Source organism: Paenibacillus macerans (assembly GCF_900454495.1).
Classification (GTDB): domain Bacteria; phylum Bacillota; class Bacilli; order Paenibacillales; family Paenibacillaceae; genus Fontibacillus; species Fontibacillus macerans.
In genome coordinates this window covers 2,079,505-2,106,145 of record NZ_UGSI01000001.1, presented here as the reverse complement: position 1 = coordinate 2,106,145, position 26,641 = coordinate 2,079,505, and the positions used below count along the sequence as shown (strand labels likewise).

Below are 26,641 nucleotides of genomic sequence, written 5' to 3'. Positions count from 1 at the left end.
AATTTGCATCACAAGATAATACCTACCTGGTCTATGCTTTTATTGAGGGGAAACACATGTTGACCGTGGGATAAAGAGCGTTTGGTTAAGAGAAATCGTTCAAGGGTTATTCAATAAATATATTATTTATGAAGAAGAGGCCATGTGGGGAAGAATAGAGTACCCGCGGCGGACTTGGCAAGAATTCAATGAAATAAGTATATCGTTTGTTTTTCTTAAATCAGGTTGGTTCATAGGTTTGAGTATTGGGATGAAGCCCCTTATGACGCTGAGGATAAAGTGAATATGGATGATTTTTTGGAAATTGCCAAGCAAATTAGAAGCAACTTTTTTACGATGGATATTGCTAAAACCGAAGCAGGGGGGTGGATCGTAATTGAAGTTGGAGATGGACAGGTTTCGGGATTACCCGAAGGTGAGTGTAGCACGATTTTATAAATCGATTAAAGATCTAGTAAGTTGATGGGCTGCAGGCCGAATAATCAGATAATATCGATATCTCGAATATGGGCTGTCCGAAGATACTGCTGAGAAAAACTGCTGGGAAAACTGCTGTGAAAAAAATAAGGGTAAAAACTGTCGTTATTCCAGCGGTAACCGTCCATTTGAAAGAAATAGAGGAGATTTATGCCGCTATTTTCTCGAATCTCTAGGAATTTCCCGCGTTCTATACCATTCATGGAGAAATAAGTGCTTAAAATGCCGCTAATGGATGCGAAAACACTTGGGTTCCGGATATAAGTACATAAAGTGCCGCTATTCTGGATTACACACAAAAACACCTTATAACTATCGTTTATTAAGCGGATAAATAATATTTTTTGTCCATTTTTGCGGGGATGCACTATGATATAATTAACTGCAAAAATAATTATGTGTCTATACCACTTCCTGGCTTGCTGCACGACTAAAGCAGGAGCGCCTGCCTCCTTCTGCAAATCTTAGGTTATAAGGACTGATAAAATGAGCAACGGACAAACGAAAACAGACGTTATCTTGATCGGTGCCGGAATCATGAGTGCGACCTTGGGGTCACTGCTGAAAGAATTAGCGCCTGACTGGGAAATTACGGTTTTCGAGCGGCGCGCCATAGCAGGGGAGGAAAGCTCCAACGAATGGAACAACGCGGGGACGGGGCATTCCTCCTTGTGCGAGTTGAATTATACCGTCGAGAAGCCGGACGGGTCTATTGATATCAGCAAAGCGATCAAAGTGAATGAAGAGTTTCAGGTTTCCAAACAGTTTTGGTCTTATCTCGTACACAGCAAGCTGATTCGCAATCCTAAAGATTTTATCGTGCCGGTGCCTCATATGAGTTTTGTACGAGGGGAAAAAGATGTCACCTTTTTGAGAAAACGTTATGAAGCGCTTTCAAACCACCCGCTGTTCCAAGGGATGGAGTTTTCCGACGATCCGGACCAGCTAAAAGAATGGATTCCGCTGATGATGAAAAACCGGACGTCCAATCAGCCTATTGCAGCCACAAGAAGCGAAGCCGGTACGGATGTTAATTTCGGCGCATTAACGCGCATATTGTTTGATCACTTAAAACGTAAAAACGCCGATATCCAGTTTAACCGCCATGTGGAAGATATTAAACGTACCGCTGACGGCTCGTGGGAATTGAAGGTACGGAATGTCGAGAGCGGTGCCGTTTCCCGCCATACGGCGAAATTCGTCTTCATCGGCGGCGGGGGAGGAAGCCTCCATCTGCTGCAGAAGTCCGGTATTCCCGAAGGAAAAGGGATTGGCGGATTTCCGGTAAGCGGATTGTTTATGGTATGCCAGAACCCGGAAATTGTCGCGCAGCATCATGCCAAGGTGTACGGCCAAGCTCCGGTCGGCGCTCCTCCGATGTCCGTGCCGCATCTTGACACCCGATTTATCGACAACAAAGAATCGCTGCTGTTTGGACCGTTTGCCGGCTTCTCGCCAAGGTTTTTGAAATTCGGTTCCATGTTGGATTTGATCACTTCCGTCAAACCGCATAATCTCGTCACAATGCTGGCGGCGGGCGCCAAAAACGCTTCCTTGACCACATACCTGATCAAGCAGGTAATGTTGTCTAAAGAAAAACGCATGGAAGCTTTGCGGGAATTCGTTCCGAACGCGAAAAGCGAGGATTGGGATCTGCTGGTGGCCGGCCAGCGCGTGCAAATTATTAAAGATACGGCTGCCGGAGGCAGAGGCACGCTTCAATTCGGCACGGAAGTGATCAGCGCCGCCGACGGTTCCATTGCCGCGTTGCTTGGGGCATCGCCGGGCGCTTCCACCGCCGTTTCCGTCATGCTCGAGGTCATCCAAAAATGCTTCCCGGAACATATCCATGCATGGGAGCCGAAGATTAAAGCCATGATTCCTTCTTATGGTGCGTCACTATCGAATAACCCGGAGCTTATTCGCGAGCTTCATGCTTCCGCAGCCCGGACGCTGGGGCTAAAAGAAACTTGGCCGTTGGAGGCAGTGCACTAGACAACCATTGCCGCTAACGAATAGCGAATGATTAACCGTTTCTTTTGTAACCCTTTACACGCATTAGCAAAAAGGTGTTGGATGAAAATCCGGCACCTTTTGTTGTATAATTTACCAGTGTGTATTCGGTGAAGCTCACATGAGGACAAAGGCTTTCGGCATAAGGAAGAACCAGATGCGCACGTTTGTGTAAGCGCTTTTATATCTATTCGCGAGTTGAACGTAACGCTTCAACGGCAAATCCATGATGGGAAGAGGGGAAAAATGAAACGAATTCCGATGATGCTTCAACTGGGGCTGATCCTGTTTTGCGTCATGGCAGTTCCCGTGACAATCCTGACCTGGTACAGCGGGGCGCAGATTATGGGCAATTCGGAAGACGCCATCGCGGAATCTTCATTAGCGGGATTGAACGCCAACCGCAAGCTGAACGAAAATGCGCTGAACAACCTGGCCCAAGACACGGTGCGCCTGGCCGCCACCAGCATCTTCGACCGTATTCGCAGCTTTGAGACCTTCGCCGAGCTTAATGAAAATTACAACAATGTGAGCGGTGCGTTGTCGGTGCTTAAGGAACTGGTGAATTTGAATCACCGGGTGGACGGCGTATACTCGTCCTATTTTTATCTTAACGGTGCGGATTATGTGGTTTCCACCGACAAAGGCATTACGACGCTGGACCGGTACGAGCCGATCGGATGGATGGACGAAGCTCTTGCCGGACGCCGGGGGATCAGCGGCGTCTGGTATCCCCGCCGGATGGCTTCAGGGGAAACCGTCGTTTCGTATGTGCTGCCGTTAAACCGTCTTTCCACCACGACGCGCGGCACGATCGTGGTCAATTTGCGGGAAAAGCAAATCGGGGCGTATTTGCGTTCGGCGGAGCCGGGCGGACATGGCTACCTGCTCATGAAATCGGACGGCACCATCATCTCGCACAATGATAAAACCTTGCTGCTCAGCGACGGCGCGAAGCAGCCGTTTATGCAAGAGGTTTTGGAAAGCGGGGCGAAGGAGGGATATGCGTTCCATGAGCTCGGGAACGAGCGGCTGCTGTACACATGGTCTCGCTCGAACCTGTTCGGGTGGTGGAATGTCAGCATTTATTCGCTGGACGAACTGATGGCCAAAACCCGCGCTTTGCAGCGCAGTATTCTTTTGCTGACCGCCGTCCTTATTTTCATCGGATCCATATTGGCCGTTTTTCTGGCGACATGGCTGTCCAAACCGCTGCGCGAGCTGGTGCGGGCCGTGCGCGCCCGCGGCAACCTGGGGGTGGCGGGCAAAAGTGAACTTGCTTTCCTTGACGCGGCGTTCCGGCGGATGCAGGAGGAAGAAGAGGAGCTCTACAAGCTGCTGCAGGAGCGGGAACAGGATACCCGCAGCCTGGCGATTCACCAATTATTGCGGGGGGAAGTGGCGAAACCGGCCGCGGAAATGTTCTCGGAGCCATATTTTCTGGTTGCCGTCGTCTCCATAGACCGTTACAGGCGGTACGTGAACAAAACCAACCCGGAGACGCGCAGCTACCATCGGTACCTCCTCATCTCGAAATGCGACGGCTTGTTTCCGGCGGGGGTTCATGCGCGCTGCGCCTACCAAGGGGAGGGCTGCTTCGCCATCGTAATCAATTACGGGCAGGAAGAACATGAACGCGGCTTAGACGGAATCAAGGAAGCGCTCGCTGCGATTGGCGGCAAAGCGGCGGAGCTGCTCGGCCATTCCGTAACGATCGGCGTCAGCGGCCGGGCGGAAACGAGCTCCATGCTTCAAGACCGCGTGGTGGAAGCGATGGAAGTGATCAAGCACCGCATGATCGAAGGCGGCGGCGGAATCACGTTTTGGAGGCAGGATGCCGAACAAGGCATTAATTATATTTACCCCGCGAACAATGAAAGGCGTATTCTCAACTATTTGGATACCGGCGATCTCGACAGCATCATGAACGAGCTTGCGCTCATCCGAAACGAAATTCAATCCGCTCAGTATATCTCCTATGACAATATCATGTTCATCTATAATCAATTGATCGGCGTTACCATCAAACATCTCAGGGAAAATCAAATCAGCACCGCGCGTATTTTTGCGGGGAGGGGAAACATTTACTCCGCGATCGCCTCTATAGACACGCTTGACGAGCTTGAGGAATATCTTCGCGAGTTCTTCGGCGATATTATTCAGTACCTTGCGCGGAACCCGGGCGAAACGGGGTATGGGGAGCGAATCATCCGCTACCTGGAAGCGCATTTTTGCGAGGAAATCGTGTTTGAAGAGATGGCCAAGGACATCGGCATCAGTTATTCCTATATGCGCAAGATCGTATACGAGCTAACGGGAAAAAGTCTAATCGACTACATCAACCTGCTGCGGATCGAAAAAGCGAAGCGGCTGCTGCTGGAGACGAAGCTGAACATGAAGCAGATTGCCGCGGAGGTCGGCTACTATAATGTTCAAAGCTTCAACCGTTTTTTCCGCAAATACGAGGGGATGCCCCCAAGCAGCTACAAGGCTTCCAAATGCCGGACATCGCCCTGAAAACCGCGCCATTTTTGCTCATATGATTAAAAATTGATTATTTTTCGGAACGGACAAAGAAATGTGGGGCAACAATCAAAAATGATAAGAAAAATCAAAACTCATGATTTACCGATCCGAAGCGGGAAGGGTATGATGAGACACAAACTCGCCATTGCCGATGGCGGCTTGGGCCGCCTGCCGGTTTGAACGGCAATGGCTTGAGGAAGGCCATACCGTAAGGGGAGGTGAACCTGTGAAAGTTGAAAGCGCTTCAAATAATGAACCCGCTTTAGCGGACCGAAAAGCGGTCAGCCGGGGATTCGCTTATTATCTCCGGCGGGACAGCCAGCTCTATTTGCTGCTGCTGATTCCCATGGCGTTTGTGCTGGTGTTCAAATACGCGCCGATGTCCGGGCTGGTGCTGGCCTTTAAGGACTACAAAATCGCCAGGGGGTTCTGGGGCAGCGAGTGGGTGGGCTTTGAGGTGTTTGCCGAAATCTTCGCCAAACATGATTTTGGCCGCGCCGTCCGCAATACGCTGCTGCTCAACACGCTCGACCTGCTGTTCAGCTTCACGATGCCCATCGTGCTCGCGCTGCTGCTGAACGAGATCAAAAGCGTCAAGTTCAAGCGGATTAATCAGACGCTGCTGTATCTGCCGCATTTCTTGTCCTGGATTATTATCGGCGCGATCGCTTATCAATTGCTGAGCGAAAGCAACGGCGTGGTCAACAATGTCATCGAGATGATTGGCGGCACGCGTATCCCGTTTCTGCAGGAGGACACCAACTGGCTGATCAGTTATTTGGCGATCGGCGTCTGGCAAAGCATGGGTTGGGGAACGATCATTTACCTGGCCGCCATGAGCGGTATCAACCCGGAGCTGTACGAGGCGGCGACCGTGGACGGCGCGGGGCGCTGGCGGAAAGTCTGGAACGTCACCCTGCCCTCGATCCGCGCGACCATCGTTACACTCTTGATCATGAACCTGGGCAGGGTGATGGAGGGCTCGTTCGAGCGGATTTTTGCCTTGCAGAACAAAGCCACTACGGAGTTCACAACGACCATCCCGGTGTTGGTGTACAGGTGGGGGATCGAAAGCGGCAACTTCAGCCGCGCGACCGCGCTCGGGTTGTTCCAGTCCGTCATCGGGCTTGCGCTTGTGCTGCTAGCCGACCGTATCGCCAAAAAACTCGGCGAAGACGGTCTATTGTAGACGCTCTATAGAAAGGGGGCGAAATATGAAAGCAGCCACAAACACGCTGGCGGCGCATCGCAAACGGCGATTTGACATTTGGGATGTGCTGATCCGTTTCGCATTGATCATGGCCTCGCTGGTCTGCCTGCTGCCGTTCATTCACGTCGCGGCGAAATCTTTAAGCGACGATGCCTTTGTAATAGCGAACAAGGTGTTTCTCTGGCCGCAAGGGTTTACCCTGGAAGCGTACGGGAAAATTTTCGCCGACGCCAGCATTTTGCGATCCTTGTATGTTTCGGTGGTTGTGACCGTCCTGTTCACCATCCTCGGCATGATTATTACGATCTGCGCGGCCTACCCGCTTTCCCGAAAGCAGCTGAAGGGACGCACGGCGCTGACTTTCCTCTTTATGTTTACCCTGTACTTTGGCGGCGGCATCATTCCCGAATACATGCTGATCAGCAATCTCGGCATGCTTGATACCTGGTGGGCGCTGATTCTGCCGCAAGCGTTCAGCGCGTTTAATCTGCTGATTATGAAGACGGCGATCGCGAACAGCATTCCAACCAGCCTTGAAGAATCGGCGAGAATCGATGGCGCGGGGCACTTCCGGATATTATGGAGCATCGTTCTGCCGCTTTCCAAGCCGATCATTGCAACGCTGTCGCTCTTTTACGCCGTTGGGCGGTGGAACGCCTATCAAGACGCGCTGTTCTACATTAAGCAACGGGTCGATTTACGGCCGCTCCAGCTTAAATTGTATTACCTGGTCATCCAGGCGAGCGAAAGCTTTCAGCTGGAGGCCACGCAAGTATCGCTGAGCAATCCCGAGGTGCTGAAGGCGTCGTGCGTCGTATTCGCGACCCTGCCGATCCTTTGCATGTATCCTTTTATTCAGAAATATTTTGTCCAGGGGGTAATGCTTGGGGCCGTCAAGGAATAACAGCGTTTGGCAATTGAAGGTTCAAACATATTTCATGGGGGGAAGTAAGCTATGGGCAAGAAGAAAATCATTTCTTTGTGTTTGGCTTTATTTGTCACCTTGGGGTTGCTGACAGGCTGCATGAACGGCGGCAACAAAAGCGCGAATCCGAACGGCAATTCCTCCGAGCGGCCTCCAGCCGCGAACAACAGCGCCGGGGGCGATTATCCGGATTACTCGTCCGGTTTTCCCGAAAACGTCACTTTGGAAATTCCGGTTTATGAACGGGCGTTCGAGGGCTGGAACGTGACCGACAATTACTACACGCGCTGGATACAAAAAGAGTTCGGCGACAAGTATAACGTCACCCTTAAGTACGTGCCGATCACCCGCAGCAACGAGGTTACGGACTATGAGCAGCTGCTGGCCTCCCATAAAGCGCCGGACATCATTTTCCACTACGATATGCCGCAGGCGCTGGCCTACTATGGCGAGGGCGTCATGCAGGAGCTGAACTGGGATGAAATTGCCCATTACGCCCCTACGTATTGGAAGAACATGGGCGACACCATTAAACAATATGGCGCCGTAGAAGGCGAAAACGTGTTTTTCTTCGGCGAGCGTCCGAGCTTGGACAGCTTTACGGCGCTGATCCGGAAGGATTGGGTGGAGAAGGTCGGCATGAAATTGGAGGACCTGACTTCGCTTGAGAAATTTAACGAAATGCTTGCGAAGTGGAAGGAATCCGGTCTTGGCGCCGGCGGCGAAAGCCTCAAGAAGAACAACTATACCTTTAATTACCCCTTCCGCGATTGGCCGGTCGACGAGAAATACCGCGCGCTGTACTCCGATCTCGGGGTTGCCGATCTGACCACCGCCGACACCGAGCGCTATTTGCGCAACCTGAACTATCAATACAACAACGGTTTGATTGACAAGGAATTTTATCTGCGCGATGACGACAATAAAATCAAGGCCGAGTTCGTCGCGGGCAAGACCGGGACATACTTTTTCTACCTCTCAAGCAATACCGACGTCATCTCCGCTACGCTGAAGAACAACCCGGATGCGGAATTCGCCGTCCTGGATACTCAGGCCATAACGCCGGAGGGACGCAAGCCGCAGGGACGCGCCTACTGGCCATTCGGCATGATTATGGGCATCAACTATGAAACCACCGATATGGAACGAGCCGCAGTTTGGATGTACCTGGAATGGATGAGCCAGCCGGAAAATCTGTTTTTCCTGCAGAACGGCGTCGAAGGCCAGAATTATACGCTTGATGCCGACGGCATTGCCGTGAAAAACGCGGATTTTAAAGGCGAATCGGCCCTTTCCCAAAACAACAACAAAGACTACTGGTGCCTTGTCATCGAAACCGTGAAATACGACGATCCGCAAAAAATGCGCGAGGCCTACCTCCGCAGCATGTCGCCTCCGGGTTACGAAGCTTTGGCCGAACAATCATTGGCCTATTACGACAAGTATGCGGAATTCCGCACGCCGGACGCTCTCTATAGCGTCGTACTGGAGAAGGTGAACGAATACAAGGCCGATCTCAATTCGCTTTTCCAGGAGCTGTACGTGAAGATTGCCATCGCGCCCGAAGCCGAGTTCGACGCCACCTACGAGGCGGCCAAGAAAACGTATCTTGACGCCGGGTATCAAGAAATTTTGGACGAAAAGCAGGCGGCGATCGATGCGGGGAAATTTAAATAAAAGCCGGCTCATTAGCATTTGATTGCAACCGTTTTCAGATTTGTGCGTACGATTCATTAAAACTTATTTCGGAGCCTTGCAAGGTCCTGCAGGGCTCCGGTTATGGAGGATGGAACGATGAAATTGAATGCAGACCCGTCCGAGCTGATGCAAATCATCGGGCGCGTGGCGGAATACACCTTCGGCATGGATTTGACTTGGGACTGGCCGTGCGGCGTCGCTTATTACGGGATCAGCCGGGCGTTCGAAGCCACCGGGGAGCAGGCCTATCTGGAGCGGATGGCCGAGTGGTGCGATGAGTACATCGAGGCCGGACTTCCGGTGTGGACGGTAAACACGTGCGCGATGGGCCACATGCTGCTAACGCTGTATGAGCAAACGGAGGACCGGAAATATCTTGAACTGATTTTGAGCAAGGCGGATTATCTGCAGAACAAGGCGCTGCGCTTTGGGGACAGGGTGCTCCAGCATACGGTTTCGGCGAATAACGATTTCCCCGAGCAGTGCTGGGCGGACACCTTGTTTATGGCGGCGTATTTTATGCTGTGCGCCGGCGTGAAGCTGGGCGAGAAGGCGCTTATCGATGATGCGCTGCACCAGTTTTATTGGCATATCAACTATCTGCAGGACGAGGACACCGGACTCTGGTACCACGGCTACAACAACATCAGCCAAGATCACATGTCCGGCATTTACTGGGCGCGCGCCAACGCTTGGGCCGCTTATACGATGTCCCGGGTGGGAAAGGTGCTGTCGGAAGCTTATTTGTATCCGCCTTTTATGCATATCGGAAGCTCCTTGCGCGATCAGCTCGCCGCCATCAAAAAGCTGCAGCGTGAGGATGGCCTTTGGGGCACCGTGCTCGACCACCCGGAATCGTACGGCGAGGTATCGGCGACGGCGGGCATCGCGGCGGCGATGGTGGTGCAAGGCAATCCGCTGCATGGCAAATATGTACAGCGAGCGCTGGACGGGATTTTGGCCAATATCGCCGCCAACGGGCGGGTGCAGGGCGTTTCGGGCGGCACCGCGGTCATGAAGGACATTGAAGGCTATCTCGGCGTGGACAAGAAATGGGCCCAAGGCTGGGGCCAAGGGCTGGTGCTGGCGCTGCTTGCGGGCGTGATTGAAAATAACAAGGGCGATAAGCAGTTATAACCGCTTGCCGCCCCGAAATACGAATAACATTTATTTTTTCAAATTTACCGTCATTACATGATCCTGAACCGCCGTTACGTTTCTTTCCCCGGAAGGAATAACCTGTTCGACGGAATCGAGCCCGGAAGGGATGAGCACGGGGGTAACCACGGGAAGTTCCGCTTCTCTGATTACATCCATGTCAAACTCGATGAGAAGCTGCCCTTTGGTTACTTTGTCCCCCGTGTTCACATGGGCCGTAAACCCGGTTCCTTTTAATCCTACCGTATTGATGCCGATATGGATCAACAGTTGCACGCCGCTCTCATGTTCAAGAATAACCGAATGCTTGCTTTTATCCATCACATGGGCCACGGTTCCGTCAAACGGAGCGAACGCTTTGCCCTCCGTCGGCTCGATGGCGATGCCTTCCCCCATATGCTTTTCCGCAAATGCCGGGTCCGGGACCTGCGTGATGGATACGGCCTTGCCCGTGATGGGGGAGGGGATCTCCAGCTTATCAATAGCTGGGGCCGGCTTGGCGGCCGGCGCTTCCGCCGCGGCTTGAGAAGCTGCGGACCCGCCTTCTTCTTTGACCGCTTCGTTTTTGTAACCAAAGAGCCACGTTAATGCGAAGGCGACGGCCATCGCCGCTACGTTGGACAAAATGTACATCGGAAGCTGACTGTTCAGGTACAGAAGCGTGCCCGGGATGACCGTAATCGACATGCCCGTTCCGGCCAAATGGAAGAACGAGGCCAGGAAACCGCCGACCGCTCCGCCGATCAGCCCCATAATAAACGGCTTCATATATCTTAAATTAACGCCGAAAATGGCGGGTTCGGTAATCCCCAGGAAAGCCGACAGCGAGGACGGCAGGGCGAGCGCCTTGAGCTTCATGTTTTTCGTCTTCAAGCCTACGGCCAGGCACGCCGCTCCTTGGGCGGCCATCGCCGTGGTAATAATGGCGTTAAAAGGATTGCTGCCGCTCTGTTCGAGAAGCTGAATTTCCAGGAAATTGAAAATATGATGAACGCCCGAAACGACAATAATTTGGTGCAGGAAGCCTATCACGAGACCGGCGGCGCCAAACGGCAGGTTAAGCACGCTCACCGTTCCATGAAGCACCCACAACTCCAGGGAATGGAACACCGGTCCGATCACGAACAATCCCAGCGAAATCATGATCAACAAGGTAATAAACGGCGTTAAAATCAAATCCAACGCTTCCGGAATGCGTCTGCGCAAAAACTTCTCCAGCTTTGCTCCCAGCAAGCCGACAAAAAACGCCGGCAATACGGAACCCTGATAACCTACAATCGGAATAAAGCCGAACATGACCAGCGGGTGGGCGGAACCGTCCGCCACGCTGTAGGCGTTGGGAAGCGCCGGATTGACCAGCATGAGGCCAAGCACGATCCCCAGCACCGGACTCCCGCCGAAAACTCTGAACGCGGACCAGGCCACAAGGGCCGGGAGGAAGGCAAAGGCCGTGTCCGTAAGCACTTGCGTAAATAACAGGAAGTTAGGCGATATATCCTCAGGAGCCGCCCCGAACCAAGCAAGGATCAACTCCTGGGTCAGCAAACCGCGCAGGCCCATGAACAGCCCGGTTGCTACCAGCACGGGAATGATCGGAACAAATACGTCGCCGAAGGTGCGGATCGCGCGCTGGAATAGACTGCCCTGTTTTTTTCCCTGGGCTTTCAGATTCTCTTTCGAGGTGCTCTCAATGCCAAGCTTTTCGACTTCTTCAAAGATTCGATTGACCGTTCCTGTCCCGAAAATAATTTGATATTGCCCGGAGTTGAAGAACGCGCCTTTGACTTTATCGATATTTTCGACTTGCTGTTGCTTGATTTTGTCCTTATCCAGCACCATGATCCGCAAACGTGTCGCGCAATGGGCGATAGAGGCGATGTTTTCCTTGCCGCCGACCGCTTGGATCACTTCTTTAGCAATCTGCTGATTTTCCGACATTGCTTTCGTCCCCTTTTCCAAAAATTATATATCCCATTTGAGGACACGGAATTCCGCGCTTCCATCGTAAGAAAACAAGCGTATTTCCGTACTTCCGGGATCCGGGAAGATGCGGCTTGTAAACACTTCCTCACCATCATTGACAAAAATTTCAACCGAGGACGCGTCCACGAAAAGATGAAATTTGAGCTTGCCCGCGGCCATGCGGCAGCGGCAGCGGCGGATATTTCCGTTGATCTCGTCCAGGGCCTTGCCCGATAAGGAGCGGTCGAGGATGATTTGATTCGCGGCTCCGTCGTATTTCAGAACCGTCTTCTCCCGGCCGCCGGCGCGAAACTCGAGTCCAACCGCTTCGGCATCGCCAATTGCAACTTCACAGATCAGTTCGTAGGAGATGCCTTCGAAACCGTCGAGGCGTTTTGTCTCGTTGTTTAGGGCAACTTCGGCGCTGCGCATCGCTTTTCTAAGCTTGGCGAGCTCCGGCACCGGCTGCTGGATCAGCTTCCCGTCCCGCAGCGTGAGTTGGCGGGGAAGCGTCAAGCAGCCTGACCAGCCGTTTGCGTCCGTCGGGTAATCCACGTCCGGCAGCCCCATCCAGCCGACCAGGAGGCGCCGCCCATCGGGAGCTTGCATCGTCTGCGCCGCGTAAAAATCAAACCCCCGGTCCAACTCCTCAAACGGTCCGTGATCGAATTCCAGGGTTAACGGATCCAGCGGTTTTCCGATCACATAACCCGTCTGGTAGATGTTGTTGAATCTGTCCCCAGCGGCTTCCAGGCCTTGGGGGCAAAACAGCAAAACTCCCGAATCATCCAATTCAAAATAGTCCGGGCATTCCCACATGTATCCGAAACGAGGCAGCCGGGTTTTGATCTCTCCTTTAAACTCCCAATGGAGCAGATCTTTGGACCGGTACAAGACCGCGGCTCCCGTACGGCCTTCTCTTTGGGCGCCGAAAACGCAGTAGTAATCGTCCCCCGATTTCCAAACCTTCGGATCCCGGAAATGGTCCGTATACCCGGGAGGAACCGAGGAGATCACCGGCTGTTCAAGCTTGGAGATTAAACCGCTTTCATTCATCCAGGCCAAACATTGGTAAGGATGCCTGTTCCACGTTTCATCCCGCGTATTTCCCGTATACAGCAAATACAACCGGCCGTCCTTTTCAATGGCGCTGCCCGAATAGGCGCCGTGCGAATCGTAAGGGCCCCCGGGTTCAATGCCGATTCCCGCGCTGTCCCAGGCGGCCAGATCGGCGGACTTGGTATGGTACCAATATTTCATCCCGTGATCGGTCCCGAGAGGGAACCATTGATAGAACAGGTGATATTCGCCTTGATAGTATGAAAAGCCGTTCGGATCGTTGAGCAACCCTGTCGGGGGTTGGATGTGGTAGCTTTGCCGCCAGACGCAGCGATTGACTTTATGCCGGAGTTCCGCCAATTCGCCGGGTTTCGCCTGAGCAATCAGCCGGTATTTTTCTTCTCTCGTCATCTTCATTGCTGTACTCCATTCTGACTTGGGATCAACCGGTCCGGAACTGGTTCCAGATCAATGAAAAAATATATCGGAACCGGTTCCAGTTGATGCCAAAATTTATCCGGCCCACCTTTTTCAAGATGGAACCGGTTCCTGTGAGACTATAATAACGGATTGGATAATAAATTGTCAACGCTCTCCCGCTCGATGAGCTCAACGTCCATCAAGGTCAGCTTGTCCACCGGTTTCTCATTCACAAGCTGGATGATGTTGTCGGCCGCTTTTTTCCCCGCCTCATAATAGTGGTATTTCACCGTCGTCAGGGCAGGGTGGATGATTTCCGTGATATCGTATCCGCCAAAGCCGGTAACCGACAATTCTTCGGGAATCCGAATCCCCTTTAAATGGGCCGCTTTAATTACGCCAAGCGCGATATTGTCGGTGGCGCACACGATGATGGAAGGCCGCGTCTCTTCGAGCAGCCGGGAGGCCGTAAGCACGGCGTCGGACATTTTAAAGCTCGTCTCCAGGTAGCTTGCCTCACAGTCCGGACAGGCGGCCAAAGCTTCTTCAATGCCTTCCTTTCTGCGTATGCCGACAGCCTCATCTTTTTCGGTAACTCCCAAATAGACGATCTTCCGGTGGCCCTTGCTTAAGACATGCCGCCCCATCAGCCGCCCGGCCTGTTTGTCATCGTGAATCAGGCTGTGAATTTGATCATTTTTCTGCCCTACCAGAATTACGGGGATGTCGATCTGCTTGATCGCCGTTAAATGGGCTTCCGTGACTTGAGCGGCCAACAGGATAATACCCGAGATTTTTTGCCGGGCAAAATCATAGATCGCTTCAATTTCCCGGTCCATGTCCTGACTCGTATTCGAAATCAGCATTTGGTAATGATTGCTCCGCAGTGCTTCATCGATCCCGATCAAGGTTTGCGAAGTGGCAAAGGAATCGAGGCGCGGAACCACCGTGCCGATAAAATTGGTTTTCTTTGCTTTCAGGCTTTGGGCAAAGGTGTTGGGGACATAATTTTGCTCTTTGATGATATGCTCAATTTTCCGCCGCGTCTTCTCGCTGACCGGTCCGCCGTTCAAATAACGGGAAACCGTGCTTTTGGCCACGCCCGCCATGCGGGAGATATCAGAAATCGTTTTTATCATAATATAACTCCTCTATCGAACAGCTCACCATGAATATAATAGGCTTCTTCACCATTATACTCATTTCTGTTCCATGAGGCTAAGCTTGGATCAACGGCCCCTGTTAAGAGTTCAAGCAAGCGATGCTCCAAGCTTCCTTGATTTCTCGAGCCACTTGGCGCGCATGGCTTCCGTCGAGGATGACACCGGACTGAATTCCGTAATGCGCACCGTTTTGATGCCGCAGAAGCCTAAAATATTGCGCTTCATCACTCGATGCCCAGCCCGCCTGTATATCCACCGGTTGTACCAGGGCGGGGTGTCCATAGTGACGAGCAAATGCGCGGTTTTCCCCTTCAGCAGCTTATCCCAAAGCGGGGAATTGTCGCGGTACTTATAAGCGAAGCCGGGCAAAAACACGCGATCGAAAAATCCCTTAAGCACGGCCGGCATCGTCCCCCACCAGATCGGGTAAACGAAGACGAGATGATCCGCCCAGCGAATCAACTCCTGCGCTTTGAGCAGATCCTCTTCCAGCTCCATTCTTTTCCGGTATCCGTATTTTAAGTTTGGCTCAAATGACATGCGGCTTAAATCAAGTTCCCGGACGTTTGCGCCTTTTTCCGAGGCGGCGGCTTCCATGTAGGCATGGGACAAGGCGGAGCAAAAACTTTGCGGGTCGGGATGCCCCGTAATGACAAGAACATTCAACGTTGGTACCTCCTAACGATGGGATGCGATATGTGTGATATTATCTTGATTAAGAACTTATTTTCAGCATACAGCAGCCGGGGAGCCGGTTGAATGATGAAAAACGAACAATTGTTGAGGATTTACGCAAAAAGAGGGGCGGCTGTTGTATGGAAACTGAGGGGTTTGCGATTTCTATTCTGTATCCGATCATGAAAGCGATGGCCCGCAAAGGATTGGACTTTCAGCATTTTTGCCGGGCAGCTTCTTTCGATGCCGGTACCATCTCATCGTCCGCATGAGCCACATCCTACAACGATTTGTCCGCCGGCGTACCCATGGAGATGGCCGAGGCCCATTTGCACCAAAACGAATACTCGATCAGCGGGATCGCCTACCTGCTTCACTATTCGGAACCAAGCGCGTTTCACAGCGCCTTTAAAAAATGGACGGGACAAACGCCGGGACAATTCTGGGCGGAAGCGGCCAAAGGATTGCTTCGTCCATAAGTCTGGAATTTTTTGTTGTGCGATGTTTACCCATGTGATAAACTTCATAAACAGGAGATGATCAGATGAATGATAAATTTTCGTTTAAGACGATAAGCCATCACAAGCTTGTGGATGATGTCGTCAATCAATTGCAGCTTAAAATTTCGACGGGGGATATCCGGCCCGGAGATAAAATTCCGACAGAGCCGGAGCTGATGGAGATGTTCGGGGTAGGGCGGTCCACGATCCGGGAAGCGATCCGCGTCCTGGTGCACGCCGGACTGCTGGAGAAGAAACAAGGGTTCGGGACTTATCTCAAGGCCAGTCCGGTTATCCAGGAGCCCCTTGTGCAGCGCCTGCATCGCGCGGAGCTCATGGAGGTGTACGAGGCAAGGAAGATGCTGGAGCTGGAGATTTCCCGGTTGGCCGCTCTCCGCCGCGACGAAGAGGATCTGCAAAATATGCGCAAACATTTGGACGAGCGCGGCTTGGCCCTGCAGCAAAACGACCGGGAGCTCTACGCCAAATCCGATATCGAGTTTCACATGGCCGTGGCGCTCGCTAGCAAAAACGGCGTGATTATCGATTTGTTCCGCACCTTTTCCGAGGTGCTGTCCGACGCTTTGCGCAAATTAAACAAGGAGTACGGTTCGCATGATCCGCATTCTTACTATCACGAGCAGCTGTACGAGGCGATCAAGCAGCAGGACCCGGAGCTTGCCGTAAAGTGGACGCTCCTTAATCTGGAAGGCACGATTGCCGAGCTGTAACCTAATTTTTTTGTGTTCAAACATCTGATGATAAGATGTTAATGATCGGAGGAGTACAATGAAATCTTTAACATGGCAAGCCACCGTATACTCCATATTATTTTCGGTCAGCCTGGTCCATCTGCTGAACGACTCGATTCAATCCGTTATTCCCGCGATATTTCCGGTTCTGCAACAATCGCTGCAGTTGAGTTATACGCAAATCGGTTGGATCGCCTTTACCTTGAACATCACGGCTTCCATGTTTCAACCGCTGATCGGGTTATACACGGATGCGAAACCGAAACCTTTTTTGCTGCCCGCCGGCGTCGTGTTTTCTTTGCTCGGGATGGTTGTTTTGGCCTTCGCCTCCGATTTTTGGCAGGTCATTTTGTCGGTTGTGCTTATTGGAGTCGGTTCTTCGGTGCTTCATCCGGAAGCTTCCCGGGTCGCTCATCTGGCGGCCGGACCCCGCAAAGGGTTGGCCCAATCCATCTTTCAAACCGGGGGAAACGTCGGTCAGGCCTTGGCTCCGGTGTTTACGGCCTTGATTTTCGTCCCGCTCGGGCAGTTTGGGATCATATGGTTTACGTTGGCCGCGCTGGCCGCGATTATCGTGCAAATTTACGTTGCCCGTTGGTATCGGGGGTATCTTCAGAGGCAAGCCGTAAAGAAAAAAGAGACGCTTCCAAGGGAAAACCGGCTGCCCGCAGCGAAAGTGGCTTACGCCATCGGAATTCTGATTATGCTGCTGTTTTCAAAATTCGTATACATGGCCAGCATGACCGGTTTTTATGCGTTTTACCTCATTGAAAAACACGGGCTAACCACGGGGCAAGCGCAAGTTTTGCTGTTTGTGCTGCTGATCGCCGGAGCGCTGGGGACCTTTGCCGGAGGGCCGCTGGCGGACCGGTTCGGCCGGCGCAACATGATCTGGTTCTCGATTTTGGGCACGGCGCCTTTTTCGATGCTGCTTCCTTTCGCCAATCCGTTCTGGTCCGCGGTGTTATGCTTTTTTATCGGATTTATTTTGCTGTCGGGCTTTTCCGTGATTATCGTTTACGCGCAGGAGCTGCTGCCGGGGAAAGTGGGCACCGTTTCGGGGCTGTTTTTCGGCCTCGCTTTTGGCCTCGGCGGCTTGGGATCGGTCGTGCTCGGCGCTTTGGCCGACCATACGAGCATTACGTTCGTCATTCAAATTTGCGCCTACCTGCCGCTGATCGGTCTGCTCGCCGCGTTTCTTCCGACGGATGCCGCGTTACGGCTGAAGCCGGCAGCGATCGAAGCATCGATTACCCCAAATGCATAGGAGGAACTGGTTATGACTAATCGGATTGAGATCAAAGACGTTCTTTGGAGACGCGAGCAAAAAATCATTTTAAAAGACATCAACTGGACGGTCCGCAAAGGGGAGCATTGGGCGATCCTGGGATTGAACGGTTCGGGAAAAACGACGCTGCTGAATATGATCACCGGCTATCTTTGGCCGACGCAGGGAGAGATTTCCGTGCTGGGGGAAAGATACGGGGCGGTCGATTTGCGGGAGCTGCGCAAACGGATCGGCTGGGTAAGCTCGTCCTTTCAGGAACGGATTCACCCGGGCGAAAAAGCGCAGCATCTGGTGATCAGCGGGCTGCACGCATCGATCGGGTTATTCGATAAGCCGGCGGAAGAGCATATTCAAAAAGCCGTGCACCTGATGGAAACGCTCGGCTGCGGGCATCTCGTCGACCGCGGGTACCAAACCTGTTCGCAAGGCGAAAAACAAAAGCTCCTGATCGCCAGAGCGCTGATGGCTTCGCCGGAGCTGCTTATTTTGGACGAAGCCTGCAACGGACTGGACATTTTGTCCAGGGAATCGCTGCTGCAAGCGATCGCCAAACTGGCGAACCAGGAGGATGCGCCCACGCTTTTGTATGTGACGCATCATGTGGAGGAGATACTTCCTGAATTTACGCACACCTTGCTGCTTCGCAGGGGCAGCATATTTGCCGCCGGAAGAACCCCGGAGGTGATTAACGGCGAGCGGTTGTCGGCTTTATTCGAAACCCCCGTGCAGGTCGACTGGAGAAATCAGCGGGCCTGGCTGTCGCTTGTGCAGTAGCGCGTTCCGGGCATAAAACGGCTTCGCTCCCTATCGGCGGATTAATGCGTTTATAGCATTTATCCGCCTTTTTGTTATGGGAAAATAGGCGTATTTTGCACACATTCCGCAACTTTTTGCCATATACATCATATTACATGTTGAAAGGAGGTGATGACGATGAGTACCGTACACATGCTGGCCGGCATTCCGGGCAGCGGCAAAAGCCATTATGCCAAGGAGTGTTGCAAGCGGCACCGCGCCGTACTGGTGGCCACGGATTCCATCCGGGAGAGATTGTTCGGCAGCGAAGCCAGGCAAAAAAACACGTACCTGGTGTTTCAGCAGGCCCACGCGGAGGTCGAACAAGCGTTGGCGGCGGGAAGAAATGTCGTGTTCGACGCGACCAATATCGGCCGGGACCGGCGGGTGCAATTTCTGCAAAAATTCAAGGATGTCCCCGTAGAATGCCATATCTGCGCCACTCCTTACGAGATCGCCAGGGAAAGGATTCGGGCGAGAAAACGCAAGATCGAAGACAAGGTGCTGGAGAAGTATGCCAAAAACTTTGAATTTCCCGTTCTGGGCGAAGGCTTCGAACGTTTGCATCTCGTCCACACGCCAGCGGACGTAAAGCTGGACAGGGCCGGACTGGAGCGGCTGCTGGCAAGCAAACCGGACCATGACGAGCTGTTCGGGTATCTGCGCGCTTCTCCTTATTTCGCGGCGATGCTCGGTTATGATCAGGAGAATCCGCACCATTCCAAAACGCTGTCCGAACACACTTACGCCGTGCTGGAATATATCAACGCCTTTTATGAAGGGGAATTTCTGCTTCAAATGCAGCTTGCGGCGCTGTTCCATGATGCGGGCAAACCGTTCTGCAAGGTGTGGAAGCCGGCCCGGGGCTATTATTCGTATTACGGCCACGAGCATGTATCGGCGGGGATCGCCTGCCATGTGCTGAAGGAGCTGGGATATGACGATGATTTTATTCTGCGCGTCGTAAACATGGTCAGCTTCCATATGGAGATTTTGCACGGCGGGGATAGTGGAGCGTCCAGGATTTATCATTTGCTGGGCGGGCACCTGCTGGCGGAGCTGTATTTCTTCGCGGAAGCGGACACGTACGGCAAATAGAAGAGAAAGGGGATTTCCATGAGAATGAAATATCCGAAAACGCTGCACCTGCCCTGGTCGAGAAGCTATACGGACGACGATAAAATATTGCGGAGCACCGCGCATTTTGCCGGCCGGGAAGTGGTTATCACCGAGAAAATGGACGGGGAAAATACGACGATGTATGCGGATTTTCTGCACGCCCGATCGCTGGACAGCAAAGACCATCCCTCCCGGCATTACGTCAAAACGCTGCATGGGGGAATCCGTTATCTGATCCCGGACGGTTACCGGCTGTGCGGGGAAAACGTGTACGCCAAACATTCGCTGGCGTATTCATCCTTGCCCGGCTACTTCATGCTCTTTTCGGTGTGGAACGAGCGCAACATTTGCCTGTCCTGGGATGAAACCGAAGCTTGGGCGGCCAAGCTGGGCATTCCTCATGTTCCTGTCCTGTACCGCGGACCCTGGAGCGAGGAGGCGGCCAAAGCGTGCTACACGAAGCGGTCGCGCTGCGGCGGCGAGCAGGAAGGATATGTCGTGCGTCTGACTTCGGCATTCGCCTATGAGGACTTCAAACGTTCCGCCGCTAAGTTCGTGCGCCAAAACCATGTGCAAACCGATGAGCACTGGCTGAGCAAGCCGGTCGAGCCGAACGGATTGGCCCCGGACGGTCAAGCGGGCTGAAGGGGCGAACAATAGCAACAAGGGATAGAAAGAAGCATAGGCCGAAATAGTGAGGAGGGTTTATCATGTAATCCTAAAACATGGTTTTTCACAAGCTTAAGCCGTTGGAACTGCCTGATACGAATTTTACATAGGGAACACGAACTAAACGGGGATAGGCCAAAGGGAGCTATTCTTGTTCCGTACGATTGCTTTCATTGATTATACATAGCGTATAGCTTTATACTGATACATCAGCGGGCTATGGAAATCCCTTCCTTCTTTGGGGTTCGTCTGCGGAAAACGGGGAATCCTGCCTCTTGATTTTGGCTTTATACATAATGACGTTCAAGGAATCGAGTTTATTTTTGGAGGAATCGAACATGAGCGAAGAAGAAGTGGTTACGACCGGCTGGGACGCTATAGAGGCGCAAATGCAGCAGATTTACGGGGATCAGGAGCCGAAGCATTACGGCACGCTGATTAAATATGTGCTGGGAGGTCCGGACCCGCTGGACGGGATCAGCGCCTATAAGGCGGAAAAGCCGGTTCCGCATTGGCATTTTGTCACTTTCGGTTTCTCCGAGCTGTACGGGAAGGAGTCCGAGGATGCCGAGTACAGTGGATACGGCTTCGAGCTGACCTTCCGCTTGACGCGCGGGGAGGATGAGGAGGAGCCGCCGGCCTGGGCGCTGAATCTGCTGCAAAATATGGGGCGGTACGTGTTCAGAAGCGGAAATGTGTTCCGCGCAGGCGATTATTTGGATGCCAACGGTCCGATCTGTGCCGGCGACGATACGAAGCTGACCGCGCTGGCTTTTACCTGGGACCCGGAGCTTCCGGAGATCGATACGCCGAACGGGAAGGTCGAGTTTCTGCAAATGATCGGCATTACGGGCGATGAGCTGGAGGCAATGCAGGCGTGGAATACGCGGGGGATGCTGAAGGCGTGCGAGGGGCATCTGCCCGGTCTCGTCACGGATTTATCGCGCGATTCCGTGCTGGAGGTTCCGGCGATTGCTGAAGCGGTGCAAAACGGAATGGAGCGGGACGGCTCGAGCACCGGCTTTTTGTTTGTCGATCAGCTCGCCTGGGAACCGGGGAAAAACCGCTTGTTCGGCAAAACGCCGGCTGCGCTTACGCTTGGAGCGAAGCAGGCCGGGGTTGTCGGGAAGCTGATCCGGGGCCGGATCCTCAAGGGCAAGGATCTTACTCTGGTGGGCCAGGGAATCCAGGTCGTCCTGAAACCGGGGGATCAGGCCGGATTCGAAGCCGGGGAAGATGAGGTTGTGCTGCGGCTGGACGAGGCGTCCGTCGCCGAACTCGCCGGGCAAATGCAGCCGAAGGCAGCGACGGTTAAGCTTTCTTCGTTAAAAGGAATGGTTATTCAAGTCGTAAAAACGCATATCAAGGATCAGGAAGGGAACGTTGTCTTGACGATCGGATAGAGAGCGCTTGATTAGGGAAGCGGCTGCCGGCGCTGCAATTCATAAAATGGTTCATGCCGGAAGGGCGCGGAGCTTCACCGCGGAGATCGTCCATTTGCTGCCCCGTGAAACGAATCCGGAGGCGTTCCGCTTTATGGCGTACATGTTGGACGATGCCGGCGTGGAAATGCTGCCGCTGCTGCCTTTTTTCACGCATTCCCATCAAGACTTTCGCGTTCAGGCCGTTTATCAGGCCGGGAGGTCCAGCCCCAAAATGAAGGCCGCCCATATAGCGGATTTTGCGAAGGCGCTGGATGACCCGGAAATCCGGGTGCAACACACCGCGTTGCAAGCGCTCGGCGGGGGAAACGATCCCCGCTTGCTGGAGGTCTATGAACGGTTGCTGCGGCAGCATAAGAACGATGGGGATTACTATATCCGGTCCAACGTCCGTAGGCGGCTGGCATTCCCGAAGCGTATAGAAAATCGAGCGCACCGTTAATCTTGTACCCCCAGCGGCCTTGCCGCCCGGGGGAATTTTAGCTGCCCCAGTTTAACCTATCTTGGCTCCGTAACAAAGCGAAAACAAAACGGACTGTTCCCTGTCCATTTTTAACCCGGTAACATCAAAGGTCTTGAAATCCACGCCTTCCATGTTGGCTCCCCGGATGTCGGCACCCTGCAGTTTTGCTTTGGCAAGCACGGCCATGGTCAGATCGCAATCTCTTAAATCGGCTTTCTCCAGGTTGGCTCCGGACAAGTCCGCTTCGTAAAATTTAACCCCACGCAAGTCCTGTTTTACCAGACGGGCATGCCGTAAATTTGTATAGGACCAATCACCTTGCAGAATCGTAATCCCATCCATATGGCAGCCGGAAAAATCCGAACCGGTCATTTTGCATGTGTCGAATTTGGCAACAAACAGATCGGCGCCGTGAAAGTTGCAGTTCACAAAAGCGGATTCTTTATGAATGGAGCCGTTTAAAGACGCCCCGCGAAAATTGCACTCCACGAAACGGCAGTTGCCCGACACAATCTCGTCCAGTGATCCGTTAGAAAATGAGCAGCGGTTAAATGTGCAGCCGATGAGTTCGCCGTATTTTAAATCTTGCGTGCCAAAGTTTACTCCTTCATAAGTTTGATTGCTGTACTGAAACATTGAACGCCTCCTGTGTTTCGTTAGAGAGTTAACTGGTAGTTTTATTTGTAGGTTCGGCAATGATCGTGGATAATGCGTGTTTGTAAATCATGCTCTGTTTACCGGAGAGCGTGCGAAACAAGATGACATATTTATCGAATAATTCAACCGTTCCCTTGAGGGGGACGCCATTTTTGGTGATGACCGTACATTCCCGCCGATCTTTCCACAGGAAGTATAATTGTTGATCCTGAGCGAACTCCTTGTCCCCGCGATTTTCAAGCATCTCTGATCCCTCTCCTTTCTTAAAAATAGACGACTTCTTCCGCGGAATCTCACTTTAAATATAGCACACGGCTGTCAAGCCCCGTACGGCCTTTATGAAAAGTCAAGGGCAATATTTTTCGGCCTATTGACAATTCGCGAGTAATTATATAACGATTCGGCCGCGGCCTTTTTTTGTCGAATTTTTAACTGCGGCAATTAGCCCGGATCTTTGGGTCTATAAATCTCATCTATATCCACAGTAAAATATATTAATTTCTTAAATGACTTGATTCGTATTATAGTGGAACTACAAAAAATTACCTAAACCTTGATGGATAAAGAAAGGTGGAAACTAGTTTGAACCGTGAATTAGAGTTGGCGGTCGTTCGCGTTACGGAAATGGCCGCGCTGCAATCGGCGCCATGGATTGGCAGAGGAGATAAGACCAGCGCTGACGATGCGGCAACCTCGGCGATGAGAAGCACGCTCGACTCCTTATCCATTAAGGGAACCGTCGTCATTGGCGAAGGCGAAATGGATGAGGCTCCGATGCTGTACATCGGAGAGAAGGTGGGGAACTGGCATGGCGTGGAGGTTGACGTAGCGGTGGATCCGCTGGAAGGCACTTCGCTGGTGGCAAACGGCCTCAGCAACGCTTTGTCGGTCATCGCGATCGCCCCGAAAGGCAATTTGCTGCACGCGCCCGACATGTATATGGAAAAATTGGCAGTAGGGCCTGCATTGGCAGGGAAGCTTAGTTTGCTTGATCCTGTGGAAGTTACGTTAGCTAAAGCCGCCGAAACGCTGGGGAAGAAAATATCCGATTTAAGCGTAATGGTGCTTGACCGCGTGAGACATCAAACGTTGATTGACACGCTGCGCGAGTGCGGTGTGCGGATTAATCTTTTGCCCGATGGCGATGTCGCCGGGGCGATGGCTCCCGCTTTTCCGGAAACGGGCATCGATCTTTATCTTGGCTCGGGCGGCGCGCCGGAAGGCGTGTTGGCCGCTGCTGCGCTGAAAGCTTTGGGCGGCGAATTCCAGGGCCGGTTAATGCCGGACGGCCAGGTACAATACGAGCGCTGCATCGCGATGGGACTTGCCGACCCCAATCAGGTATTATTGATGAAAGATCTGGTGGGGAACGACGATGTCATTTTTGCCGCAACCGGCATAACTAATGGAGATTTTTTGGGCGGGGTAAGGGACCTGACGAACCAGCGCGCCGAAACGCATTCCATGGTGCTGCGGGCCAAAACCGGGACGATGCGGTTTATCCGAACCGTTCATCATCCTGCGGAGCAGGCCGGACGCGATGGGGATTTATTCGATAGAGCCATGGTGATCTGACGAATCCCCCCTTTATGCATAAACGGGAATGGAAAGTGCATCCTAAAGTGCGAAGAGATCGCAACCTAGGAGGTGTTTTTTCGAATGGATCATAAGCCCAACCAGCAAGCCAAAGCAGAAGACCAAACGGCGGAAATCAACAAAACCCGGGAATCCGGGGACAGCGATACGGAATTTGCCGAAGATTTCAGCGCCCACGATTACCGCTCCGCTTTTAAAAATCCGAAAACGGGCGAGGAACGGCTGTACTAGCGGATTGGGGGATGGATGATAGGATTGGGTCAGGAGGATTTTAGCCTCCTGGCTTTTTTGTTTATTTTCTCATCGGTCTTGTGATGTATAATCATGGAAGAAGCCTTGAACAAGAAAGGACGGTTTATGATGAACAATCTCGCGTTAATTGAACCGGCCAAAGCATATCAAAGCCAATACATCGAAATGATCGAGGAATGGAAGGAAACCGGAGAGAAGCTGGTTCCTTTTGTGCTGAGATTCGATTACGAAGATTTTGGTTCATTTCTGGAGCGATTAATCATTTTAAGGGACGGCCCGGTAGAAGATGGAAAGACGGTAAACAGTTCAACGTTTTGGCTTGTTGAGGATCATGAGAGAGTGGTCGGCGCGGCAAATATCAGACACAGACTAAACGATTCCCTGCTTAACATCGGCGGGCACATCGGATATGGAATAAGACCCTCGGCCAGAAAAAAGGGTTACGCCACGGAGATTCTGAAACAGGCATTAATCCATGCCAAATCAATGGGAATATCGCGCGCTTTGCTAACTTGCGACAAGGATAATATCGGATCGGCAAAAGCGATTCAAAAAAACAACGGCATTTTGGCTTCCGAGGCGGTCGTCGGCGGAGTTGAGATACAACGTTATTGGATCTCTTTAACTTGAGGTGTTTTATGTTAATAAAATGGGTTACCTGTACGGTAGCTAGTGCAAAAAAAGAAGCTTTTTCGCAAGCCCAGTCCCGCTGGAGCTTGCTTTCGCAAGTGCCGGGGTTCATCGCTCAAATCGGCGGATGGAAACGCAAGGGGGATGTACTGGAAGCCCATATTTTCGGATTTTGGGAGACTGCGGAATTATACCGCGAATTCATGGATATTTTCCATGATGAGATCTTCCAAAAAACCGGGCAACCTGGGACGTATGAAAGCATCAGCGTTCGTAATGGCGAATTTGCGGGAAATATAAGCACAGTCGATGTTTATCGTCTTGACCGGGTCGTTATTTCCCAAAATGCATATCAAGCGTATTTAATGCAAATGATTCGGCAGGGAAGCGAAGCCGCCGCGGGAGTCTTTAACATGGGCGGGATGGAGGAGCCTGCATTGGCTGTTGAATTGGAACCTGTCTCAAGCGTTAGTTAGATGAATTAATAGGGAGGGCACTTGATGAGACCCCATGAGCTGTTTCCGATTATCGAAAGGTTGGAAAAATGCAACATTACATATTCATTGGGCGGCAGCGCGGTATTGTACGATTTGAAATTGGTTGATGCCGTAAATGATTGGGATATTACCGTGGATTGCGCAAAAGAAACGCTAATCGAAGCCATCCAAGACTATGACTGGGCGGAACAAAAAAGCGGAGACCATCCATTTGCCAGCCAGTACCGGATCAAAATAGATTCGCTCAATATTGAATTCATAGGTTATTTCGCCTTACATACGGATCATGGAGTGCTGCGGCTGCCGGTGAGTCATGTGGGGACGTGGGACGGCATTCCCGTCTCGAGCCCTGAAATCTGGTACGTGGCGTATTATTTGATGAACCGAAAAACAAAAGCAAATCTGCTGCTAAATTACCTGAAAGAAAACAGGAGCACAGTGAATGCTGCCTTAATACGTCAGCTGATTAATACCAAGATGTTAAATGATGAATTGGAACAAGAATTGGGCTCTCTATGTAATTAACTACAAGATGAGGGATTACGATAGAAAGCGGTGCTTTACGGCCGGCTACTGGAACGACCAATAGCAGCCTTCAAAAATAGCGGAACTTTATGTCCTTATTATCGGGATATGGGCATGTTCATCCTCATTAACGCCATTTTTTGTACTTATTTTCTTATGAATGGTCCGGA

At 52.1% G+C, this 26,641-nt stretch carries 27 protein-coding genes; 21 read left to right on the top strand and 6 right to left on the bottom strand.

Features of this window, described 5'->3' with window-relative positions; genetic code table 11:
* Positions 1-285 precede the first annotated feature (285 nt).
* From DYE26_RS34130 to DYE26_RS09550, 7 genes are all read left to right on the top strand, one after another.
* Entirely contained in the window at positions 286-438 is a 153-nt protein-coding gene (locus DYE26_RS34130) for an ATP-grasp domain-containing protein (protein ID WP_240534149.1), read from the top strand.
* Positions 439-963: 525 nt separating this feature from the next.
* Entirely contained in the window at positions 964-2,472 is a 1,509-nt protein-coding gene (locus tag DYE26_RS09575) for a malate:quinone oxidoreductase (RefSeq protein ID WP_082207827.1), read from the top strand.
* A 264-nt stretch (positions 2,473-2,736) separates the two neighbouring features.
* Complete coding sequence (locus DYE26_RS09570) at positions 2,737-5,007, top strand: helix-turn-helix domain-containing protein (protein ID WP_036623836.1); 2,271 nt, start codon at positions 2,737-2,739, stop codon at positions 5,005-5,007.
* A 235-nt stretch (positions 5,008-5,242) separates the two neighbouring features.
* Positions 5,243-6,205, top strand: a complete 963-nt coding sequence (locus DYE26_RS09565; protein ID WP_036623835.1) for an ABC transporter permease — start codon at positions 5,243-5,245, stop codon at positions 6,203-6,205.
* A 25-nt stretch (positions 6,206-6,230) separates the two neighbouring features.
* Positions 6,231-7,130 carry a carbohydrate ABC transporter permease gene (locus tag DYE26_RS09560; protein WP_051985515.1) on the top strand — a complete coding sequence of 300 codons (900 nt, stop codon included), beginning with the start codon at positions 6,231-6,233 and terminating at the stop codon, positions 7,128-7,130.
* Positions 7,131-7,181: 51 nt separating this feature from the next.
* Positions 7,182-8,828 (top strand): type 2 periplasmic-binding domain-containing protein, encoded by a 1,647-nt coding sequence (locus DYE26_RS09555; RefSeq protein WP_036623834.1) that lies wholly within the window; start codon positions 7,182-7,184, stop codon positions 8,826-8,828.
* Positions 8,829-8,945: 117 nt separating this feature from the next.
* Complete coding sequence (locus DYE26_RS09550) at positions 8,946-9,986, top strand: glycoside hydrolase family 88/105 protein (protein WP_036623833.1); 1,041 nt, start codon at positions 8,946-8,948, stop codon at positions 9,984-9,986.
* A gap of 30 nt (positions 9,987-10,016) precedes the next feature.
* Here the strand turns inward: DYE26_RS09550 and DYE26_RS09545 are convergent, their stop codons facing one another.
* The 4 genes from DYE26_RS09545 to DYE26_RS09530 all read right to left on the bottom strand — a co-directional run bounded on the left by DYE26_RS09545 (position 10,017) and on the right by DYE26_RS09530 (position 15,277).
* Entirely contained in the window at positions 10,017-11,945 is a 1,929-nt protein-coding gene (locus DYE26_RS09545) for a sucrose-specific PTS transporter subunit IIBC (RefSeq protein WP_036623832.1), read from the bottom strand.
* A 24-nt stretch (positions 11,946-11,969) separates the two neighbouring features.
* The gene (locus DYE26_RS09540; RefSeq protein ID WP_036623831.1) at positions 11,970-13,445 is read right to left on the bottom strand and encodes a glycoside hydrolase family 32 protein; all 1,476 of its coding nucleotides are present in this window, start codon (positions 13,443-13,445) and stop codon (positions 11,970-11,972) included.
* A 140-nt stretch (positions 13,446-13,585) separates the two neighbouring features.
* Positions 13,586-14,587 carry a LacI family DNA-binding transcriptional regulator gene (locus DYE26_RS09535; RefSeq protein WP_036623830.1) on the bottom strand — a complete coding sequence of 334 codons (1,002 nt, stop codon included), beginning with the start codon at positions 14,585-14,587 and terminating at the stop codon, positions 13,586-13,588.
* Positions 14,588-14,698: 111 nt separating this feature from the next.
* A complete protein-coding gene (locus DYE26_RS09530) occupies positions 14,699-15,277 on the bottom strand; it encodes an NAD(P)H-dependent oxidoreductase (protein ID WP_036623829.1) in 579 nt (192 codons plus the stop codon).
* Positions 15,278-15,366: 89 nt separating this feature from the next.
* Here DYE26_RS09530 and DYE26_RS33105 point away from each other — a divergent pair, with 89 nt between their 5' ends.
* The 9 genes from DYE26_RS33105 to DYE26_RS09490 all read left to right on the top strand — a co-directional run bounded on the left by DYE26_RS33105 (position 15,367) and on the right by DYE26_RS09490 (position 22,293).
* On the top strand, positions 15,367-15,558 hold the full coding sequence (locus DYE26_RS33105; RefSeq protein WP_124332889.1) for a hypothetical protein: 192 nt from the start codon (positions 15,367-15,369) through the stop codon (positions 15,556-15,558).
* A gap of 36 nt (positions 15,559-15,594) precedes the next feature.
* Entirely contained in the window at positions 15,595-15,765 is a 171-nt protein-coding gene (locus tag DYE26_RS09525) for a helix-turn-helix domain-containing protein (protein ID WP_082207826.1), read from the top strand.
* Between the two features lie 65 nt (positions 15,766-15,830).
* Positions 15,831-16,517 (top strand): FadR/GntR family transcriptional regulator, encoded by a 687-nt coding sequence (locus tag DYE26_RS09520; protein ID WP_036623827.1) that lies wholly within the window; start codon positions 15,831-15,833, stop codon positions 16,515-16,517.
* A 58-nt stretch (positions 16,518-16,575) separates the two neighbouring features.
* On the top strand, positions 16,576-17,805 hold the full coding sequence (locus DYE26_RS09515) for an MFS transporter (protein ID WP_036623826.1): 1,230 nt from the start codon (positions 16,576-16,578) through the stop codon (positions 17,803-17,805).
* 12 nt (positions 17,806-17,817) lie between these two features.
* A complete protein-coding gene (locus DYE26_RS09510; RefSeq protein WP_036623825.1) occupies positions 17,818-18,600 on the top strand; it encodes an ABC transporter ATP-binding protein in 783 nt (260 codons plus the stop codon).
* Positions 18,601-18,759: 159 nt separating this feature from the next.
* A complete protein-coding gene (locus DYE26_RS09505; RefSeq protein WP_036623824.1) occupies positions 18,760-19,719 on the top strand; it encodes an AAA family ATPase in 960 nt (319 codons plus the stop codon).
* An 18-nt stretch (positions 19,720-19,737) separates the two neighbouring features.
* A complete protein-coding gene (locus tag DYE26_RS09500; protein ID WP_036623823.1) occupies positions 19,738-20,385 on the top strand; it encodes an RNA ligase family protein in 648 nt (215 codons plus the stop codon).
* A gap of 362 nt (positions 20,386-20,747) precedes the next feature.
* Positions 20,748-21,812: a suppressor of fused domain protein gene (locus DYE26_RS09495; RefSeq protein WP_036623822.1), complete on the top strand. Its 1,065-nt coding sequence runs from the start codon at positions 20,748-20,750 to the stop codon at positions 21,810-21,812.
* A gap of 7 nt (positions 21,813-21,819) precedes the next feature.
* Positions 21,820-22,293, top strand: a complete 474-nt coding sequence (locus tag DYE26_RS09490; protein ID WP_036623821.1) for a hypothetical protein — start codon at positions 21,820-21,822, stop codon at positions 22,291-22,293.
* Between the two features lie 51 nt (positions 22,294-22,344).
* On the opposite strand, the gene DYE26_RS09485 is transcribed toward DYE26_RS09490, so the two are convergent.
* Entirely contained in the window at positions 22,345-22,950 is a 606-nt protein-coding gene (locus DYE26_RS09485) for a pentapeptide repeat-containing protein (RefSeq protein ID WP_036623820.1), read from the bottom strand.
* 28 nt (positions 22,951-22,978) lie between these two features.
* Positions 22,979-23,215: an RNA chaperone Hfq gene (locus DYE26_RS09480; protein ID WP_036623819.1), complete on the bottom strand. Its 237-nt coding sequence runs from the start codon at positions 23,213-23,215 to the stop codon at positions 22,979-22,981.
* Positions 23,216-23,553: 338 nt separating this feature from the next.
* On the opposite strand from DYE26_RS09480, the gene glpX reads away from it, so the two are divergent.
* The 5 genes from glpX to DYE26_RS09460 all read left to right on the top strand — a co-directional run bounded on the left by glpX (position 23,554) and on the right by DYE26_RS09460 (position 26,471).
* Positions 23,554-24,546: a class II fructose-bisphosphatase gene (glpX, locus tag DYE26_RS09475; protein ID WP_051985514.1), complete on the top strand. Its 993-nt coding sequence runs from the start codon at positions 23,554-23,556 to the stop codon at positions 24,544-24,546.
* A gap of 84 nt (positions 24,547-24,630) precedes the next feature.
* A complete protein-coding gene (locus tag DYE26_RS33380) occupies positions 24,631-24,798 on the top strand; it encodes a hypothetical protein (protein WP_155620417.1) in 168 nt (55 codons plus the stop codon).
* Positions 24,799-24,891: 93 nt separating this feature from the next.
* Complete coding sequence (locus tag DYE26_RS09470) at positions 24,892-25,449, top strand: GNAT family N-acetyltransferase (protein ID WP_227872893.1); 558 nt, start codon at positions 24,892-24,894, stop codon at positions 25,447-25,449.
* Complete coding sequence (locus DYE26_RS09465) at positions 25,431-25,925, top strand: YdbC family protein (RefSeq protein WP_127463422.1); 495 nt, start codon at positions 25,431-25,433, stop codon at positions 25,923-25,925. Before DYE26_RS09470 ends, DYE26_RS09465 begins: the two co-directional genes overlap by 19 nt.
* A 24-nt stretch (positions 25,926-25,949) precedes the next feature.
* Entirely contained in the window at positions 25,950-26,471 is a 522-nt protein-coding gene (locus DYE26_RS09460) for a hypothetical protein (RefSeq protein ID WP_036623818.1), read from the top strand.
* The last annotated feature ends 170 nt before the right edge of the window (positions 26,472-26,641 follow it).

What these genes read in the sequence shown, in the direction of transcription:
- DYE26_RS09470 (WP_227872893.1), top strand. Translation starts at nt 24,892, where the DNA reads ATGGAAGAAGCCTTGAACAAGAAAGGACGGTTTATGATGAACAATCTC.
- DYE26_RS09510 (WP_036623825.1), top strand. Translation starts at nt 17,818, where the DNA reads ATGACTAATCGGATTGAGATCAAAGACGTTCTTTGGAGACGCGAGCAA.
- DYE26_RS09515 (WP_036623826.1), top strand. Translation starts at nt 16,576, where the DNA reads ATGAAATCTTTAACATGGCAAGCCACCGTATACTCCATATTATTTTCG.
- DYE26_RS09550 (WP_036623833.1), top strand. Translation starts at nt 8,946, where the DNA reads ATGAAATTGAATGCAGACCCGTCCGAGCTGATGCAAATCATCGGGCGC.
- DYE26_RS09495 (WP_036623822.1), top strand. Translation starts at nt 20,748, where the DNA reads ATGAGCGAAGAAGAAGTGGTTACGACCGGCTGGGACGCTATAGAGGCG.
- DYE26_RS09505 (WP_036623824.1), top strand. Translation starts at nt 18,760, where the DNA reads ATGAGTACCGTACACATGCTGGCCGGCATTCCGGGCAGCGGCAAAAGC.
- DYE26_RS09575 (WP_082207827.1), top strand. Translation starts at nt 964, where the DNA reads ATGAGCAACGGACAAACGAAAACAGACGTTATCTTGATCGGTGCCGGA.
- DYE26_RS33380 (WP_155620417.1), top strand. Translation starts at nt 24,631, where the DNA reads ATGGATCATAAGCCCAACCAGCAAGCCAAAGCAGAAGACCAAACGGCG.
- DYE26_RS09540 (WP_036623831.1), bottom strand. Translation starts at nt 13,445, where the DNA reads ATGAAGATGACGAGAGAAGAAAAATACCGGCTGATTGCTCAGGCGAAA.
- DYE26_RS09500 (WP_036623823.1), top strand. Translation starts at nt 19,738, where the DNA reads ATGAGAATGAAATATCCGAAAACGCTGCACCTGCCCTGGTCGAGAAGC.
- DYE26_RS09545 (WP_036623832.1), bottom strand. Translation starts at nt 11,945, where the DNA reads ATGTCGGAAAATCAGCAGATTGCTAAAGAAGTGATCCAAGCGGTCGGC.
- DYE26_RS34130 (WP_240534149.1), top strand. Translation starts at nt 286, where the DNA reads ATGGATGATTTTTTGGAAATTGCCAAGCAAATTAGAAGCAACTTTTTT.
- DYE26_RS09560 (WP_051985515.1), top strand. Translation starts at nt 6,231, where the DNA reads ATGAAAGCAGCCACAAACACGCTGGCGGCGCATCGCAAACGGCGATTT.
- DYE26_RS09525 (WP_082207826.1), top strand. Translation starts at nt 15,595, where the DNA reads ATGGAGATGGCCGAGGCCCATTTGCACCAAAACGAATACTCGATCAGC.
- DYE26_RS09480 (WP_036623819.1), bottom strand. Translation starts at nt 23,215, where the DNA reads ATGCTTGAAAATCGCGGGGACAAGGAGTTCGCTCAGGATCAACAATTA.
- DYE26_RS09570 (WP_036623836.1), top strand. Translation starts at nt 2,737, where the DNA reads ATGAAACGAATTCCGATGATGCTTCAACTGGGGCTGATCCTGTTTTGC.
- DYE26_RS09555 (WP_036623834.1), top strand. Translation starts at nt 7,182, where the DNA reads ATGGGCAAGAAGAAAATCATTTCTTTGTGTTTGGCTTTATTTGTCACC.
- DYE26_RS09460 (WP_036623818.1), top strand. Translation starts at nt 25,950, where the DNA reads ATGAGACCCCATGAGCTGTTTCCGATTATCGAAAGGTTGGAAAAATGC.
- DYE26_RS09535 (WP_036623830.1), bottom strand. Translation starts at nt 14,587, where the DNA reads ATGATAAAAACGATTTCTGATATCTCCCGCATGGCGGGCGTGGCCAAA.
- DYE26_RS09520 (WP_036623827.1), top strand. Translation starts at nt 15,831, where the DNA reads ATGAATGATAAATTTTCGTTTAAGACGATAAGCCATCACAAGCTTGTG.
- DYE26_RS09485 (WP_036623820.1), bottom strand. Translation starts at nt 22,950, where the DNA reads ATGTTTCAGTACAGCAATCAAACTTATGAAGGAGTAAACTTTGGCACG.